Origin of the sequence: Gardnerella sp. KA00255 (assembly GCF_049244095.1) — a bacterium.
Classification (GTDB): Bacteria; Actinomycetota; Actinomycetes; order Actinomycetales; family Bifidobacteriaceae; genus Bifidobacterium; species Bifidobacterium vaginale_F.
This window is the reverse complement of record NZ_CP058374.1, coordinates 1,391,237-1,409,566: the sequence shown is the minus strand read 5'-3', so window position 1 is coordinate 1,409,566 and position 18,330 is coordinate 1,391,237. Positions and strand designations below refer to the sequence as shown.

The following is an 18,330-nucleotide window of genomic DNA, read 5'->3' as shown; positions in this document are numbered from 1 at the left end:
TTGATATCTGATTTAGATCTTTTTATAAATTCAATATTCAATAACTGATTGATTCATTTACATAGGCTGATTACCATGATGCTTACCGGTCCTCGAAACGCGCTTTTTGCTACGTAAAAGACTCAGAGAACCAGATATCATATCGCGAGTCTGCTCAGGGTCGATCATTGCATCAATCTGACCAGTTTCTAGCGAAAGATTTGCATTAACAGTAGTTGCCTCGTATTCGTCAACAAGTTTTTTACGCAAAGCATCCACATCTTGACCGCGTTCTTTTGCTTTATGTAAATCTTTTCGATGAATAATATTCACAGCACCTTGAGCGCCTAAAACAGCAATCTGGCTGGTTGGCCAAGCGTAATTTACGTCAGCACCCATAGATTTCGAGCCCATAACAATGTAGGCTCCACCAAAAGCTTTGCGCAAAATCACTGTTACAAGCGGAACTTGAGCATTCGCGTAAGCGTAAATCACTTTTGCACCCCTGCGAATAATTCCAGCATGCTCTTGATCTGATCCCGGCTTATAACCAGGCGTATCAACCAAGGTAACGACTGGAAGATTAAAAGCATCACACAATCGCACAAATCGCGCTACTTTTTCGGAAGAATTAACATCCAAAATACCAGCGTTTACTTTAGGCTGATTTGCAACAATCCCAACAGGATGCCCTTCAATGCAAGCAAAACCGACTACTGCAGAAGCAGCATACAATTCCTGAACTTGCACAAACTCACCGTAATCAACGATTCTTCGAATTACGTCAAGCACGTCATAAGGCTGACGATCGTTATCCGGCACGATATTTGCTAATTCTCGCGCAGTTTCACGATCTGCACGAGTAGCAGAATAGGCAAAAGTAGGAGGCTCAGACTCGCAGCTAGATGGCAAATAAGCCAAAACAGTGCGCGCATAATCGATTGCGTCAGCTTCATCTTCGCCCAAATAGTGAGCGACGCCGGAAGTTGCGTTATGTACAAGACCGCCGCCCAAATCGTCCATGCTAATAGCCTCGCCGGTTGCAGCTTTAACAACATCCGGTCCAGTGACGAACATGTTCGAATGTTCGCGAGTCATAATAATCAAATCAGTTAGTGCAGGGCAATAAACTGCACCACCGGCGCAAGGACCAAGAATTAGTGAGATTTGCGGAATTAAACCGCTTGCTTCACAAGTTTTTTTGAAGATTCGTCCGTACTGCATAAGCGCACTAACGCCTTCTTGAATACGTGCACCGCCTGAATCAATTACTGCAACAACAGGCACTCGAAGCTCTAAAGCCATATCCAAAAGATGGCAGATTTTCTCACCTTCAGCTTTGCCTAAAGTTCCACCTTTAACAGAAAAGTCTTGCGCATAAACTGCAACTTTTCGGCCATAAACTTCACCAAAACCAGTGATTACAGCGCATCCGGCAACATCGTTATTAATGTCGCCGCCGTTAAAACGTCCGATTTCCACGAATGATCCGGTGTCAAAAAGCAAATCTAGGCGTTCTCGTGCAGTGCCTTTTCCTTTTGCATGCTGACGTTCGCAAGCTGTTTGCTCAGCATCTCTAGCTAATTGAGCTGCATGCTGAACGGCTGCTTTTCCACGTCTTGGCTGCAAAGTTTGCTCTTCTGAATCGGATTTCGAACTCGAATTTTTTGCTAGAAGAGATGACCTATCTTTTACTAAGGCACTCATTATTTCTGCTCTCCTTCCGACTTTTCAGCAGACTCAGCAGAATTTGCAGTATTCGCATTATTTTCAGACTTGTTGGAATCTTCAGAATTGTTAGAATCTTCAGACTTATTTGCGCCGCTCTTCGAACTACCGGATATATCAATAGTCACGATTTTTGCGCCAGCTTCAACGCCATCTCCAGGACTTACAAAAATACCTGTAATAGTTCCAGCAGCTGGAGCATACACGTAATTTTCCATCTTCATAGACTCAAGAACAGCCAGCAAATCACCTTTAGCAACCTTCTGACCTTCAGCAACATTCACACGCGTAATAACAGCTTGCATAGGAGCAGCTATAACGCCAGGAATCTGCTTTTGCTCCTCATTTTTATGCGTATCTCCGCGAAGACTACGACCACGAAGAGGCTGCGAAACTCTGGAAACACTACGTACTCGCGCAGAACCAGTAAGATTATCGACAATATCTTGAGGAATTGTAAGCTTTACGCGCTTGTTATCGACTTCAATTACGAATGATTCCATAGCAGGCTGCTTGTTTTCAGGCTCACCTGAAACCTGACCAGAAACAAGAGATGCTGGCTGCCCGCCCAAAGAAGCTGCAGGAACACGATTCAAATACTTGCGTTCCATCCACTTAGTAGATACGTCAAAACTGTGATTTTCAGCAGTAAACTCTGGATCGTTAAAAATCTGCTCAAAAAGTTTTGCAGGTGTTGGCACGCCCTCAATGCATAATTCCTTCAAAGCACGACGAACTCGAGCTACAGCAGCTTCACGACTTTGTGCGGTTATAATTAACTTGCCCATCATAGAATCAAATTTTGGAGATACGTTATCTCCTTCTTCTACGCCAAAGTCAACACGAACTCCAGGTCCAGAAGGCCACTTGATTTTCGTCAAAGTTCCAGAACTTGGAGTCAAATTAGTTGCAGGATCTTCAGAAGTAATACGAAGCTCAAAACTGTGTCCGCGCGGCTCTGGATCTTTAGTAAGATTCTTGCCATTTGCAATATTTAATTGCTCGCGAACTAAATCAAGTCCACTAACTTCCTCACTAACAGTGTGCTCGACTTGCAAACGCGGATTAACTTCAAGGAAGTAAACCTTATGCTGAGAAGTCACCATATATTCACACGTGCCAAGGCCCACGTAATCAACAGCTTCAAATAGGTTACGAGAATATCTGCGAAGCTGATCATTCTCATCGTCCGTTAAGAACGGCGCAGGAGCCTCCTCAACTAACTTTTGATTGCGGCGCTGCACAGAGCAATCGCGCGTGGAATATACGGTGAAATTCCCATGACTGTCACGTCCACATTGTGTTTCGACGTGACGAGCTTTATCTATAAAGCGTTCAATAAAGTATTCGTCTAAATCTCCGCCTTGCAAAGCGTCGTGATTCATATAAAAACCGCGCAACTCGTCGTCGTTATGCACAACGGTAATGCCTCGTCCGCCACCGCCATCAGTGCGCTTCATCATAACCGGGTAACCGTGAGTTTGCGCAAATGTTAAAAGCTCTCGAATATCTTTTACTGGATCTGAGATTCCAGGAACAGGAGGTACTTTTGCGCGTACTGCAACTCGTCTAGCTGTGATCTTATCCCCTAAATCAATCAGCGCTTCCGGACGAGGTCCAATCCAAATCACACCAGCATCGTTGACTTTCTGCGCGAAAGATGCAACTTCAGATAAGAATCCATAGCCTGGATGTACTGCGTCAGCACCACTTCTTTGAATAATGTCAAGAATCGCGTCTTCATTCAAATAAGTATCGCGATAGGTGTCTCCTGAAAGCGCGTACGCTTCATCTGCCATTTCTACAAATTGAGCATTGCGATCTGTTGGCGCGTAAATAGCAACCGTAGAAATGCCCATTTCATGCGCCGTGCGGATAACACGCAAAGCGATTTCACCGCGATTAGCGATGAGTAATTTTTTGATATTCGTAACCATACGATAAAAAATATCGGAAAATTCGCGTTTTAGTATGAGCCAACATACACAAAAGCTTGCACAAAATTTTGTATACTTCTCCAATGCACATGATTTTTACGGCACGTAATGTGTTTAGCGAAACGGAAAACGTTTAAAAAACGAAAGAAGGTTTTCATGACTAACATGAACAAAAACAATGCAGCATCAGCATTCAATGGAGCAACAGTTGCAAACAAATTGAAAGCAGCCGCAATTTGGATTTCTAAGCCAGCTCTTCTTACTGTGCTTTTGGCTCTTTCTACTATGGCAGGCGCAATTTATATTTATCCTGTTACTCCTGTGCCGATTACCTTGCAAACTCTTGTTTTGTGCATTGCTGGTTTAACCTTGAATTGGCGCAAAGGCGTGGCCTCAGTAATTATGTATCTTGCTATTGGCGCTGCAGGCATGCCTGTGTTCGCTGGCGGTAAGGCCGGTTGGGTTGCCTTCGTAGGACCAACCGCAGGCTTCCTTGTTGGCTTTATTTTTGGCGTTGCAGCAACTGCCGCTTTGAAGCGCGTATTTGATGTGGCTCTTGACGCTATGATGCCAGAACGTTCATTCAAAAAGACTTTCGCACGTTTCAGCACTTACGCTGTAGCTTCCATAATCGGCACGATTGTTATTTACGCATTCGGCATTTTTGGCCAAAGCTACTTAACCGGCATGCCGCTTTCAACTGCTGCCGCAACCTTGATTATCTTCATGATTGGCGATTTAATTAAGGCCTTTGTTGCTAGCGCGGTTTGCTCCGGATTCTACAACGTTCTTAATAAGAAGCGCGCTAACAACTAAACATAACTTCTATAAGTGGAGCATTTGTCGGAAAATCTCCGGCAAATGTTCCACTACGCTTGTTTTGAGACACTAATGCAGAACGACAACTGCACTAGTGTCTTAAAACAAGCAAAATGAGACACGCGCGCAGTAACTCATCTGCACTAGTGTCTTAAAACAAGCAAAATGAGACACTAATGCAGAAAGCAAGTCATAGCGTATGCTTTATTTAAATCTCATTTTTCATACGCAACAGCGTTAACATCACCGCTTTTAACAACAACTTCTTCCCCCGAATCTTTGCGAATCGTAAGCGAAGCATCTTCTCCAATTCTCAAAGCAACACCCTTAACAACATCTCCATCCACAGGATGCACGCTGACTTCACGTCCAAGAGTCCAGCAAACTTCATTAACTTCATTAAGCAAATCAGACGAATTATTCGGATACTTTTCTACAAAATCAGCTAAACGCGAGCGCAATCCTCTTACAATATTTGACGCAATCACATCTCTTAACTCGTACGATTCAGGCAAAGAAGTCATATGCATTTGCAATGATGCTGCCATTTTTATAGGTAGTACTTCTTGAGGAACATGCAAATTCAAACCTATTCCAAAAACTACGCCAATTAAATCCTCGTCTACTGAAGAAACAAGTTCTGTTAATATTCCGCCTTCTTTGCAATCATGCAGAAATATGTCATTAGGCCATTTAAGTTTTAAAGTACAATCTTTTCCGTGAATTGCTTCACTTTTATACTTGCTAAAAGTTTCTAATAAAGCGTCTCTAGTTGCAAAACCTGAAAGAATAGGCAACCATCCATTTCGATCCGCGTCCATAACTATCTTTTTCGGCAAAAGCGTTACGAAAGAAACTAAGAAGCTTTCACCTGGCCTGCTCACCCATTCTCGTCCAAGACGACCTCGTCCTGCTGTTTGATCATCTGCAACAATCGCATAAATTGGAAGCTCTCCACTTTTTTTAACACGAATATCGCCATTTAAAATCATTTCTCTAGCGATATTTTGTGTAGAATCTGTACAAGCTACGTATACGAGTCCGTCTGATGAAGCTTCAGTTAATGGCAATACTTCATGAGCAGACAATGAAGGCATTCTTGTAACATCAGGATTTATATGAATATTCATAATATTTATTATATACGTGACTTTTAGGCTATAACCCAAAATAAAGAATTTCAATCAAGCCAAGCGATTAGGCACAGCAAATCAAATCAAGCCCAGCAATCAAATCAAATCCAGCAAATCAAATCAAGCTATCAAATCCAGTTATTAAATCCAGCAATTAAATTTAGCGCTTAAAAGATGTAAGCTAATAACATAGCTTCAAGCAACTAACATAGGCAGAATAATGAACAATACTTATACACATTTAAAGAGCATACTAAAAATTGCGCGAACAATAGCAGAGCATACTCTTATGATCACGCTATGCGCATGGTTTGCTTTGTGTACAAGTATCGGGCCTATTTTTAGAATGCAAAATTATGAAAAATCTTCAATTGGTAAAAATGTAGTTTTTTATTCTATTACAGATTTTCAATGGCAAAACTGGCTAATTCTCATTATTTCTTTCGCCTGCTATTACTTAATACTTCTAATCGCTGTACACTTTGGTAAAACTTCACATCTTCCTAATTGCATAATAAAATCATGGAATTTTGTTAGAAAACTTATTTCCAAATATGCTCACAACTTAGCAAAAGCTTCAACAAAATTACCAAATTACCTTCTGATTCCAATAAAACTCTCCCAATATATTTCTGTATCAGCTATAAAATTTGCTCGAACTGCCATTATAAATATAACTTCTACACGTTTAAGACTTATAATCACGCTATTTATTGGGTGGCTGTGGATTCCAGTTACACTTTTAGCTGCTTATGGCGCAGATATTTGCTCACAAATACGCGAATACAGTTGGGCTTGGAATCAAGTTACTGGATTAAAACAACCTTATATTGGATTCTTTAGCTTTGTTCCAGCCGATATTTATCCGACAGCACATTATTTATGGCCATCGCAACCAACGTATTTAACAGATCAGCATAATATTGTTTTAACTGTTATTTATGGATCAGTAACAGCCGTTTCTAGGTATTTCACCGACTCGAATGATGCAGGAATCGTAATACTCGCGTCTCTTCAATTCCTATTCGCAATATGGTGTTGTGCTGCAACAGCGCACAGATTCCTAAACCAGCCGTGGAAAAGTCACCCTGACACTCCTGTTTTCATACGTTTTGCCGTATTAGTCACATTCTTATTAAGCCCACTCGTTATTTTTAGCACTATCGCTTTAACAAAATCACCATTATTCGCATTCGCTTTCACATGGTGGTTTGGAACTTTATACGAGCTTAGAAATAAAAACTACAAATGGTACACAATACTAGAACTTGTTATATCCGTATGCGTAATGCTTATAGCAGCAAAATACGCTTGGTACATTCTAGTAATCCAATTCGTGATACTACTTATAAGCGAAAGAAAACGTTGGCTCATATGGGTTTGCTGCCTACTTTTACCAACTATTGCAATACATGGTTCAATCGCATTACTTATACACAATGGAGTAATAATAAGCGGCGACCCGATTGAAAGCCGCGGACTTCAACTACAACAAATCGCGCGCATTGCCAAATTAGATCCAGAAAGCATACCTAAAGAAGCACAAAAAGAACTAGCGCCAATTTTTAATATTGATCAAACTGCTGAAACTTATAATCCTCAAGATGCCGACCCTGTTAAGTCTTCTGGAATGCAATCTAAAAAAGTAAGCTACCGTTGGCGTTACGTAAATAAATCGGACTTAAATAAATTTAATCACGCTTGGTGGCTTATCGTTTCACACAGTCCTGTTGTAGCTACAGACGCATTTTTAGCGAAAACTTACGGTTATTTTGATATTACAGACAAGCCTTATGTTGGACCAGAATATTACATTTACACAGATAATATTTTTAATTCAACGTGGATAAAATATTGGATGCCAGATTGGCGTAAAGATGTATACAATACTTCAAGCGATATAAGCGATAGTAATGAGTTTGGATGGCTTATTCACGGCAATACGTATGTTATTGCAACGTTACTTATTGGTATTTCAGAATTAGTTTGTAGAAGATGGAAAACATTCGCTTTACACATGCCGTTAGCGCTTTTAGTTGGAGTTATGATGCTTGCTCCTGCAAATAATTTTGAAAGACATATGCTACCAGTTGCTTTTGTTTTTTGGTTTACAGCTTTAACTTTTTGGCGCGAATCACTAAAAACAGAAGAAATGCCGACGATTGATAAAAATGGCACGAATCTGAATAAAATAGAAAACACTTGTTCTAATAAAATATCTAATAAAACAGAATAAATGGAATAAACGGAATAAATATAATAAACAAAATAAAAAAGAATAAACAGAATAAACTTGGGCTAATAAAATAGAAGTTAAATATTCTATTAAACGAACGATAACAAAGGTGTGAAATGAGTGACGCGATTTGCGCAGAGAGCAATGATTCTAACGATAAGAATCATACGTCTCTAGCAGAAGGCGATTCGATTTCGCCTAGGAATGATATTCCTCAATCACTTAGCTTAGATATAGATTTTCTTTCACTTTTAACAGGAGTTAAAGCTGACGGAAGTAGTATTTATGCGTCAGAGCACTCTAAACAATCCGAGCAGTCCAATCAATACAATCAATCCAATCGCGAATACGAAAGTAGTGCATACCAAGGCGCATCAAATAACGCATACTCAAATAACGCTGAATTATCTGCATCCTCTGTAGCAACCACGAATACAACAAATCCTGTAAATACAGCAAATCCTGATTCTTATGAATCTTCTATAAATTCTGAATCTAATTCTGAATCGCCATACAAAACTAATTACGAAAATCAAAAAACCTCAGAAGAATCAACTACTTCAGAAGAACCGACTAAAAAACGCAAACATCATCTTTGGCATTTTGGCTCTAGAAATTCTCAAAAGAATCAGGAATCTAAAGACGACAAAAATTCCAAAAACGCCAAAGACGCTAAAGATAGTCAAAAAACTAACGGTGACGATACACCACATTTCACAGTATTACCAACAGCTCCTTCTAGTGAAGAAAAATTAGGTATTTTTGACAATCGAGACGGTCAAGTTTTCGATTCTGCAACAAGACTTCGCTTGCATACTCTTATTGCAACATGTCTTATGAACGGTATTGCAGATCAAAGAGTAAGCGCATTAATGCATCTCTTACAATGGCCTAACAACCCTAAGATTATTGTTATTGCCGGCACTTATGGAGCTGCTAAAAAGAAGGACAATGGCCCAACTAGACGCGTAGTAACGCATGAAACACCAAACAATACAGACACGTTACGCAGGACTATTTGGCCAATGCTAAGCTCATGCAATGCTTATGACGCTATAGTTGAGAGCGTACAAAGCGACGCTATAGAACGCATAGCTTCAGCTTGGAATATTAATTCGATAGTTCACTCTAAAGAAGAAAAAAATAAAAGTAAAAGCAAAAACGATAATAACGATTTTGAAAACAACGGATTCGCTTCACCATCGCATATCGTCATTCTTGCTATTCGAGAAGATCCGCCTAAACAAGCTTTAGAAAAACTATGCAGCATATTTGAGCCGTCGAAAAAACCGATTGTTATTAGTTCAATAGCTAAAAGCGTCAGTCAAGTATCTTCAGAAATCACCGCAACTCTTGCGTCTCTTGCAGTGGCTCCGTCAGTTAATCATTTGCCAAATATTATTCACACAGACGACGTACTCCCAGAAAGAGCACTTATTGGCGATTCTTCAGCTATAGATACCTTGTATACTTCGGTTTATCAAAGCTTAGCGCCTTATAGCGAAGATGATCCTACTTTGTCTACTATTGATATGTTCTTGAGATTTGGCGGCGCTCTTGATCAAACAGCACACGAGTTAAATGTTCATCCAAACACTGTGAGATACCGTTTGCGTAAAGTTGCACAAACAACAGGATGGGATGCAACAGATCCACGTGCAGCGTACGTTTTACAAACAGCTATTACTATTGGGCGTATACGCGATTCGCATTAGACTTTGCGAGAATTTAAAATCAACAAATCTCTATCTGCAAACGCTAAGAAAGCAGGATAGCTAAACAAGCGAAATTCTTAAACAAGCACAATCTCAAGGCGAGCGAAATTCTTAAACAAGCACAAGATTGTCGCGATGCACAACTGGATGTGCATACTGTCGCCCAAGCGATTCCTCAAGCTCATCAGTAGTAAGCCCCATAATTTCAGGGATTTCCTCTGAATCAAAAGCAACTAAGCCTCTAGCTAAATGATTGCCTTGCTCGTCATCAATCCACACCGGATCAGTCGCAGAAAAATCGCCGCGCACGCCCACAATACCAGCCGCAAGTAAGCTTGCACGACCACCGCGCACAGCTTTTGCAGCACCACTATCAACTATTAAAGTTCCGTTAGGATTAGAAGCAAAACCAATCCACAGTCTTCTAGAAGAATCGCGCGAATTAATCGGAGCAAACACAGTGCCAACTGCATCTCCAGCAAGCGCAGGCCCAGCATTACTTGCACAAGTAAGAACAGTTGGAATACCCGAAACAGCAGCAACATGCGCTGCTTCCATCTTCGTAACCATACCCCCAGTTCCTACTCCAGAAACACTAGAGCCAACTTTCACTTCTTCTAAAGCACGATTAACATCTGGCACAAAACTTATACGTTTAGCACCCGGTTCGCTAGGAGGCGCAGTATACAAAGAATCAACATCCGTAAGCAAAACTAAAGCATCCGCTCGCACAATATTCGCAACTAAAGAAGCTAACCTATCATTATCTCCAAAACGAATTTCATTACTTGAAAGAGCGTCATTTTCATTGACAATAGGAATGATTCCAAGCTCAAGCAGACGTAGCATGGTACGCTGAGCATTTCTATATCTAGATGGAGAAATAGTGACATCCGCAGTGAGTAACATTTGACCTACGCGGAAGCCGAATTGCGCGAAAGCAGACTCGTATTGAGCCATAAGCAGACCTTGACCAACAGAAGCTGTCGCTTGCTGAGTTGGTACATCTTTAGGACGTTCATTAAAGCCAAGCAATCCAAATCCTGCTGCAATAGCGCCAGAAGATACTAGAACCACATTGGCTCCAGACATTTGAGCGTGACTAATAGCTGCAACGAGAGCACGCAATTTTTGCACGTCCAAATGACCGGATAAATCTGTAAGAGAACTAGAACCAACTTTTACTACAATGGTGTGCGCTTCGCGAATTGAACTCCGAACCCCCTCTTCGGTAGGATCAATTGCTTGACTACTCATATACCATCCCCTTATGTATCTTCTTGTTTTACTACTCTTACTTTTCTAATATTTACTGGCTTTTACTAGATTTACTGAGCTTTACTGAACTTTACAGTTTTTACTAGTCCTATTTTGCACTACTCGCCACGGCCAAATAAACTATTTTCGTCATGACGATCATCATCAACAGACGGATCAGCCCAGTGTCCAGATTTGCGCTCAGCCATCATAGCATCGCGGACAGCAGATTTTGCATCCATCATAATGTGATAATCGCGTCTGCGCTCAGCATTAGTACGCCTTGCGCCACGCGGATCATTCGCTTCAAGTCGCAAATCTTTACCTCGAGCACCCAAATTAGCGCCATCTAAGCCTTCAGCTCCAGCAGCAATACTTGGATCCCAATCAAAGCAAACCATACGATTTCCGCGGCCAATCCTAATCTCATCTCCAGGACGCGCGCCCTTCTTGCGTAACTCATCTTCAACACCAAGCTTCGCAAGACGATCTGCCAAGTATCCAACAGCTTCATCATTGTCAAAGTTAGTCTGAACAACCCAACGCTCAGGTTTTGCACCAGTAACAGTGAACCAAAAATCACCGTTCCTGTCTTCCTCGCGCTCAATAGTAAAGTCTGCACTATTGCCACGGCCATCATCACGACGTCTACGCAATGTTGATGCAGACTGCTCAAGAGGCTGAATAACAACACGCTCTTCTTCACGCGCGGCTTCCTCGGCAGCGAGCTTCTCGCGCATTTCTTCAACCATTCGCCCAAGCGCAAAACCAAGCTCTTTCAAGCCTTCATGCGATGCGGTGGAAATTTCGAATACAGTTAATCCCATTTTCTCAAATTCACCGCGTACAAAATCAGCCAATTCTTTAGCTTCAGGCACGTCTACTTTATTAAGAACAATAATGCGCGGACGCTCAGGAATTGGAATCGCACCCAACGGAAGCTCAAGCTTATCAGCGTACTGCGCAAGCTCATGCTCAAGAGCATGATAGTCACTAATAGGATCACGATTAGGCTCTAAAGTAGCGCAATCAATTACGTGCGCAATAATTTCCGTACGCTCAATATGACGCAAAAACTCAAGACCTAAGCCTTTTCCTTCAGAAGCTCCCGGAATTAAGCCTGGAACATCTGCAATTGTGTAGCGATAATTACCAAAACTTACAACTCCTAGATTTGGCACTAAAGTCGTAAAAGGATAGTCTGCAATTTTTGGTTTAGCTGCACTAATCGAGGCAACTAGGCTTGATTTTCCTGCGGAAGGGAATCCAACTAAAGCCACGTCTGCAATTGATTTAAGCTCTAAGATTACGTCACGCTCTTCGCCTGGCTCTCCTAAAAGAGCAAATCCCGGAGCGCGGCGAGTTTTATTAGCAAGAGCAGCATTTCCTAGTCCGCCGGCACCACCAGCAGCAGCTACAAATCGATTGCCTGGCTTATTTAGATCTGCTAATACTTCTCCTGGGCGCTTAGATGCTCCAGCAGATCCGCGAGCAGTGAAAATCACAGTTCCAACCGGCACCGGCAATATCAAATCAGCTCCCTGTGAGCCATCTTTTGTATCACCTAATCCCATAGTTCCGTTTTCAGCATTGCGATGCGGCATAAAGCGATAGTCGAGTAAACTATTAGCATTACGATCAGCTACGAAAATAACCGACCCACCGTTTCCACCATTGCCACCATTAGGGCCTGCTAACGGCTTATACTTTTCACGACGTACGCCAGCAGAACCATTTCCGCCGTCGCCGCCTTTCACATGCACTGTTACGCGATCTACAAAATCACTCATACCTGCTACCTTACTCGAATATCTAAATTTGACTAGTTCAATTGACTAGCTAAATTGACTAGCTAAACACGAATTGAATAAGCTAACTCTGAATCTAACTCAGAATCTTATACCGGAATAAAAAAGCCGCACCGATCGGGGTGCGACTTAAACGTTTTACTATCGACTACTGTCGAAATTGCTTAGGTTTAGTTAAAACTCAGGCAGTCACAACGTCAACAACCTTGCGGTCGCGACGAACGCCGAACTTCACATTGCCGTCCACCAAAGCGTACAGCGTGTGATCCTTACCCAAAGCAACGTTCTGGCCTGCGTGGAACTTAGTACCGCGCTGACGAACGATAATGTTGCCAGCCACTACAGCTTCACCGCCGAACTTCTTAACGCCAAGATATTGCGCCTGTGAATCGCGACCGTTGCGCGAGCTAGACGCACCCTTCTTATGTGCCATCTTGCTGTCCTTTCAGGTTTATAACACCGTCAATCAGGCGATGGCCGTGATCTTGACGAGAGTCAACTTCTGACGATGACCCTTGCGACGAGCCACACCAGTCTTATTCTTATACTTCATAATGCTAATCTTTGGACCCTTGGCTTCGTCATTCAAGACTTCAGCCTTCACTGTGATCTTTGCAAGATCCTTAGCGCTTAAGGTCACCTTAGCACCGTCAACAACGAGCGCGACCGGGAATTCCACGGTATCGCCCTTCTTTGCATCGAGACGGTTAACGAGGATGGCGTCTCCAACCTCAACCTTCTCCTGATGGCCACCGGCCTTCACAATCGCGTACATAATCTGTTCCTTGCTATCTGGAAAGCTTATTTTGCCCAACACGCAGCACTTAAGCCTGCGCTCAGACACCGACTATCTAAAATACACCAACCTATGTACTAACGTCAAGAAGGTGTTTTCTCAAGCCGAATTAGACAATAGTCACTATTCTACTCATGGCATATACTTTATTCATTCAGACTTCACTCAGATTGCTCATCTGTAGAATAAGTAGAAGCATTTTGTGAATCTTCGTGATCTATTGTATCTTCTGTTGATTCGTCTGAATCAACAGATTCAGAATTTTCACCAGTCTCATTTTGCGTATCTTCTTCAGAATCAGCCGCAAAATCGCCTGCAACTTCAGAAGCATCTTCAGTACTAACTTCAGCTTCAGTTGCACCTGCCACTTCAGTCACTTCAGTAGCTTCAGTCACACCAATAGCATCATTAGACTCAGTCGCTGTGAACTCAGCATCAGTGGATTCAGCCACAGCAGACTCAGTATCAGTAGACTCAACCAAAGTAGACTCAGTCGCATCACTCACGTTATCAGAGGATTCCGCAACATCATTAGCGTCAACTGACATACTCGCAGCAGCCGCAGCAATACGAGCCAGCTTCGCACGAACATCCGCACTAGAACCCTTTGGCTTAGGAGCAGCAGGCTCTACAGAAGTTCCATGACCATACTTATTCGTCTTAATAAACGGATCTCCACCCTTAAGCGCGTAAGGATCAGCATATTCTGAAGAAACAGTTGGCTCATCGTGCAAAATAAATCCACGACCCTTACAAGTCGGACATTCCTCCGAAAACGCTTCAACTAGTCCCTGACCAACTCGCTTACGAGTCATTTGAACAAGTCCAAGAGAAGTAACTTCCGCAACTTGATGCTTAGTACGATCTCGTGCCAAACACTCAACAAGACGGCGCAAAACCAAATCGCGATTAGCAGGCATAACCATATCAACATAATCAATCATGACCATGCCACCAATATCACGCAAACGCAACTGTCTAGCAATCTCTTCAGAAGCCTCTAAATTGCATCGCGTAACAGTTTCTTCCAAAGATTTACCGCGACCAATAAATCGTCCTGTATTAACGTCAATCGTTGTCATAGCTTCCGTGCGATCAATCACGATAGATCCGCCAGAAGGCAAATAAACTTGACGTTCCATGCCCTTACGCAGCTGACTATCAATCTGCCACTTATCGAACACATCCCTGCCTTCATGATCCACAGGATCCCAATACTCAACCTTGCTTCTCAAGTCAGGAGCCATCATTTCCAAATATTCATCAATTCGGTGATAAACGCTTTCACCTTCAACAATCAACTTTCGGAAATCATCGTTGAATATGTCTCGCACAACGCGAATTGCAACATCAGGCTCGCCTTGTAACAATTTAGGACGCTTGCCATGTAAGAATTCTTCGCGCTTTTCACTAATACGCTGCCATTGACGAACTAACGACTCTAAATCTTTAGAAATCGCTTCTTCACTAGCACCATCAGCAGCAGTACGAATAATCACACCCATATCTTTTGGAGCAATCTTCGAAACGATACCGCGCAAACGCGAGCGCTCACGATCTGAAAGCTTCCTACTAACGCCAGTCATACCGCCTGAAGGAACCAATACTAGGAATCGACCAGCAAGAGTTACTTGCGAAGTTAAACGCGCACCCTTATGTCCAATAGGATCCTTAGTAACCTGCACTAGAACAGGATCTCCAGACTTAAACGCCAATTCAATAAGTCGAGGCTGGCCTTCCAATCGAGTCATATCCCAATTAACTTCACCAGCATATAAAACGCCATTTCGAGATTGGCCAATATCCACGAATGCAGCTTCCATACTTGGCAACACGTTTTGCACGCGACCAAGATAAATATTGCCAACAGTAGCAACTTCTTGTATATCTGAAACGTAATGTTCTACAAGAATATTGTCTTCAATAACTGAGATCTGAGTATGACTATCACGCTCACGAACAATCATCAAACGATCTACGTTTTCGCGACGAGCCAGGAAATCCTGCTCCATAATGAGGTTTTGGCGACTACGCTCACGCCTATTATCGCGACGACGCTGACGTTTTGCTTCAAGTCTCGTAGATCCTTCAATATCTGTAATTTCGTCAATATATTGCTGTTTACGCGAACGACGAACCATATTTGAGTCATTCGAAGAAGAATCATCATTCGAAGATGAATCAGATACATCAGACGAATTAGACGAGCTAGACGAATCATCATTCCTGGAATTCCTGCGACGGCGACGACGACGCGTATAAAGAGTTTCCTCCTCATCTTGCGCACGTAATTCTTCTGGATCCGGTATCAAATCGCGATCTTCTTGCGAAACTTCAATTTCGTCAATATCTATATCGTCATTTTCTGAATCACTAAAATCAAAATCAGAAACAGAAACAGAAGACGATCCAGAATCAGAGCCATAATTCCCTGACGCTAATTTAGAAGATTTATCAGCTCTTGACGATCTGCGACGGCGACGACGACGCGTATAAAGAGTTTCCTCCTCATCATTATCGCCATTAGCGCCATTATTTGAATCAGATTCTGCAAATTCATCTACATTATCTCCGCCATCTGAATTAGCGGATTCGCTCCTGCCAATATTTCTATTATTCCTACGAGAACTTAATGAATTAGATTTCTTATCTTCATTAGAACTGGAATTTTCAGAAACACTAGAATCGTCAGAATTATCCGAATTCCCGAAATTATCCGAATTATCAGAGTTGCTTAGATTATTTTGCGAATCATCTACTCTATTTCTACGACGGCGACGACGCGAACCCTTTTCAAGATTCGCACCATTATTAATTAAATCGCTTATATCGATAGTATCTTCGATTTTGCTGTCAATAGGAGAATAAACGATGTCATCATATTCTAAATCTTCTTCAATTTGCTCAACTTCAGCCGCAGCCCTACGCTCTGAAGCATTCATACGACGATTCTTACGCGAACGCTTAGAAGAGGAATTATCAAATGAATCATTAGACTCATTACTGGAACTATTCGTGTTATTCGCACTATTCGCGCCATTTTCATCGTTAGAAATATTCTCGTCGTTAGAATTATTCGCAAAATCTTCCGAAGATTTATTTTCAGACTTATTAGACGACCTGTTAGATGACTTTGAAGACTTATTCGCAGTCTTACCTTCAGCTTTACCCTCAGCCTTACTGAATGAAGAATCAAACGAATCTTCTAAAGACAAATCGTCAAAATCCATACCCTCAAAAGACTTATAATCCTTGATATTTTTGTTAGACCGATTTGCCGATCTTCTACTAGAAGATTTATCAGCTTCACTATTGTTATCTAAATTGTTATCTAACTTGTTATCTAAACGATTTCTTCTACGGCGACGCTTAATAGACGAATCTTGGCCATTGCTCGCGTCAGAATCATCATAATCATCGTAGCGATTCCTTCTATAATCACTCTCGTAATCTTTCGCGTAACCATTCGAATAACCATCAGAGTAATCGGAATCGTAGTCTGAATCATTCACATAATCGCCGTTATAATCTGCGTCATAATTGCTTTTGTAATTGCCACTTCTATAATCGTCTTTATAGCTGGAACGGCCATAGCTTCTGCCATATGAAGACTTATATGCTGAATCCCTGTAATCCGAATCCTTGTAATCTGAATCCCTATAGCCTATATAATCCGAATCCTTATCCTTATAATCCGAATCAGCGTAATCTCTATAATCATCGTAATTATTGTTAAAATCATCATCACGATATCTGAAATCACCGTTAGAATTATTCAAATTCTTGCGAGAACGCGAGCGAGAAGAATTATCTTCCGTCATACGATTTCTAGACAAACGTCCCTGATTTGAGCGAGTACGCAAACGACTTTCACGAGCGCTCCCACGACGATCTTCCCTGATATCTTCCCTGATATCTTGGCCAGCATCGCGACCATCTTCACGTACTTCGCTTCTTAAGTCATCTTGCGAATCATCAATAAGATTTACTCTATGCTTGCTTCTGCGATTGTTTCGATCAACACGATTATTAAAGTCATCTCTATTATTGCGATCATTACGATTATTGCGTTTGCTTCGATTATCACGCTCTTCTTTTCGCAAATCACTAGTTCTATTTAGCGAATCACTAGAATCTGCACTACGATTATCTGCGCGAGTTTCACGACTGCTATCATTACGATTATCCCTACTAGCCCTAGCGCCACTGCTCGTTCTAGTATCTCTACTATTCCTAGATTTACGACGATCGTTTTCATAAGAATCGTCATCACTAGTTAAATTATCTGTTTCTTCTTTAGCGCGCTGAGGTAAAACAGGTTCACGGAAAAGCAAAGAAGTAATAGAACCTGCAGATGACGAGTTTTCCTTCTTACTGCCTTCAACGTGCAATTCCATAGCTTCCCCAGCAGCACCAGCAACTCGCACTACTCTACGACCGCTACGGCGACGCGAAGTTGATGAACCGTCATTAGACGACGAAACTACATTAACAACGTGTTCAACTACATTTTTTGCGGAAGAAACATCCGCAGATTGAGCTGCAGATGAAGAAGCCTTAGTTGATTGAGTAGCAGATGAAGTCTCAGACTGAGTCTCCGAAGATACTGAAGACAATACTGAAGACGATACTGAAGGATTGGCTACAGACTTATCCTCAGATGAAGTCGCGGAAGTATCTGCAGAAACATTTTCTACAGACGATTTACTATTTTCAGCTTCGCTCTCATTGAAGCTTTCTTTCGTTATATCAGGCACAATAATCCTCACGAAACGCTGCAATCGTTTCGCATTCCTGGCCGAGATGTGGCATGCTTACGCCATACACCAACATTCTCAAGCTCTCAACAAAGTCTAACTGCGCGGACAGCGGACACCAAGCCTCGCCAAACTCATGCAAGGGGATCGACGCCATCGGACGCT

11 protein-coding genes are annotated in these 18,330 nt (G+C 42.0%); 3 read left to right on the top strand and 8 right to left on the bottom strand.

Annotated features, from left to right (window positions below):
- Window positions 1-57: 57 nt before the first annotated feature.
- Window positions 58-1,686 carry an acyl-CoA carboxylase subunit beta gene (locus HXT51_RS05605; protein ID WP_421776376.1) on the bottom strand — a complete coding sequence of 543 codons (1,629 nt, stop codon included), beginning with the start codon at window positions 1,684-1,686 and terminating at the stop codon, window positions 58-60.
- Window positions 1,686-3,644: a biotin carboxylase N-terminal domain-containing protein gene (locus HXT51_RS05600; protein WP_103084665.1), complete on the bottom strand. Its 1,959-nt coding sequence runs from the start codon at window positions 3,642-3,644 to the stop codon at window positions 1,686-1,688. Before HXT51_RS05600 ends, HXT51_RS05605 begins: the two co-directional genes overlap by 1 nt.
- 156 nt (window positions 3,645-3,800) lie before the next feature.
- Here HXT51_RS05600 and HXT51_RS05595 point away from each other — a divergent pair, with 156 nt between their 5' ends.
- Window positions 3,801-4,460 carry a biotin transporter BioY gene (locus tag HXT51_RS05595; RefSeq protein WP_103084664.1) on the top strand — a complete coding sequence of 220 codons (660 nt, stop codon included), beginning with the start codon at window positions 3,801-3,803 and terminating at the stop codon, window positions 4,458-4,460.
- A 218-nt stretch (window positions 4,461-4,678) separates the two neighbouring features.
- Here HXT51_RS05595 and HXT51_RS05590 read toward each other — a convergent pair whose 3' ends face one another.
- Complete coding sequence (locus tag HXT51_RS05590) at window positions 4,679-5,560, bottom strand: biotin--[acetyl-CoA-carboxylase] ligase (protein WP_421776832.1); 882 nt, start codon at window positions 5,558-5,560, stop codon at window positions 4,679-4,681.
- Window positions 5,561-5,816: 256 nt separating this feature from the next.
- Here HXT51_RS05590 and HXT51_RS05585 point away from each other — a divergent pair, with 256 nt between their 5' ends.
- Together HXT51_RS05585 and HXT51_RS05580 are read left to right on the top strand one after the other, a co-directional pair.
- A complete protein-coding gene (locus HXT51_RS05585; RefSeq protein WP_421776375.1) occupies window positions 5,817-7,832 on the top strand; it encodes a DUF6020 family protein in 2,016 nt (671 codons plus the stop codon).
- Window positions 7,833-7,948: 116 nt separating this feature from the next.
- Window positions 7,949-9,547, top strand: coding sequence for a helix-turn-helix domain-containing protein (locus HXT51_RS05580; RefSeq protein WP_421776374.1), 1,599 nt, complete (start codon window positions 7,949-7,951; stop codon window positions 9,545-9,547).
- A gap of 111 nt (window positions 9,548-9,658) precedes the next feature.
- Here HXT51_RS05580 and proB read toward each other — a convergent pair whose 3' ends face one another.
- The 5 genes from proB to HXT51_RS05555 form a co-directional block, all read right to left on the bottom strand.
- Complete coding sequence (gene proB / locus HXT51_RS05575; RefSeq protein ID WP_421776373.1) at window positions 9,659-10,804, bottom strand: glutamate 5-kinase; 1,146 nt, start codon at window positions 10,802-10,804, stop codon at window positions 9,659-9,661.
- Between the two features lie 119 nt (window positions 10,805-10,923).
- Window positions 10,924-12,594, bottom strand: coding sequence for a GTPase ObgE (gene obgE / locus HXT51_RS05570; RefSeq protein ID WP_421776372.1), 1,671 nt, complete (start codon window positions 12,592-12,594; stop codon window positions 10,924-10,926).
- A 199-nt stretch (window positions 12,595-12,793) separates the two neighbouring features.
- On the bottom strand, window positions 12,794-13,045 hold the full coding sequence (gene rpmA, locus HXT51_RS05565; protein WP_103084659.1) for a 50S ribosomal protein L27: 252 nt from the start codon (window positions 13,043-13,045) through the stop codon (window positions 12,794-12,796).
- A 33-nt stretch (window positions 13,046-13,078) separates the two neighbouring features.
- Window positions 13,079-13,387: a 50S ribosomal protein L21 gene (gene rplU, locus HXT51_RS05560; RefSeq protein ID WP_004111933.1), complete on the bottom strand. Its 309-nt coding sequence runs from the start codon at window positions 13,385-13,387 to the stop codon at window positions 13,079-13,081.
- A 182-nt stretch (window positions 13,388-13,569) separates the two neighbouring features.
- Entirely contained in the window at window positions 13,570-16,782 is a 3,213-nt protein-coding gene (locus HXT51_RS05555) for an Rne/Rng family ribonuclease (RefSeq protein ID WP_421776831.1), read from the bottom strand.
- Between the last annotated feature and the right edge of the window lie 1,548 nt (window positions 16,783-18,330).

Bases quoted from the DNA above. Each gene is read 5' to 3' on its own strand.
- HXT51_RS05605 (WP_421776376.1), bottom strand. From the start codon at position 1,686: ATGAGTGCCTTAGTAAAAGATAGGTCATCTCTTCTAGCAAAAAATTCG.
- HXT51_RS05600 (WP_103084665.1), bottom strand. From the start codon at position 3,644: ATGGTTACGAATATCAAAAAATTACTCATCGCTAATCGCGGTGAAATC.
- HXT51_RS05595 (WP_103084664.1), top strand. From the start codon at position 3,801: ATGACTAACATGAACAAAAACAATGCAGCATCAGCATTCAATGGAGCA.
- HXT51_RS05590 (WP_421776832.1), bottom strand. From the start codon at position 5,560: ATGCCTTCATTGTCTGCTCATGAAGTATTGCCATTAACTGAAGCTTCA.
- HXT51_RS05585 (WP_421776375.1), top strand. From the start codon at position 5,817: ATGAACAATACTTATACACATTTAAAGAGCATACTAAAAATTGCGCGA.
- HXT51_RS05580 (WP_421776374.1), top strand. From the start codon at position 7,949: ATGAGTGACGCGATTTGCGCAGAGAGCAATGATTCTAACGATAAGAAT.
- proB (WP_421776373.1), bottom strand. From the start codon at position 10,804: ATGAGTAGTCAAGCAATTGATCCTACCGAAGAGGGGGTTCGGAGTTCA.
- obgE (WP_421776372.1), bottom strand. From the start codon at position 12,594: ATGAGTGATTTTGTAGATCGCGTAACAGTGCATGTGAAAGGCGGCGAC.
- rpmA (WP_103084659.1), bottom strand. From the start codon at position 13,045: ATGGCACATAAGAAGGGTGCGTCTAGCTCGCGCAACGGTCGCGATTCA.
- rplU (WP_004111933.1), bottom strand. From the start codon at position 13,387: ATGTACGCGATTGTGAAGGCCGGTGGCCATCAGGAGAAGGTTGAGGTT.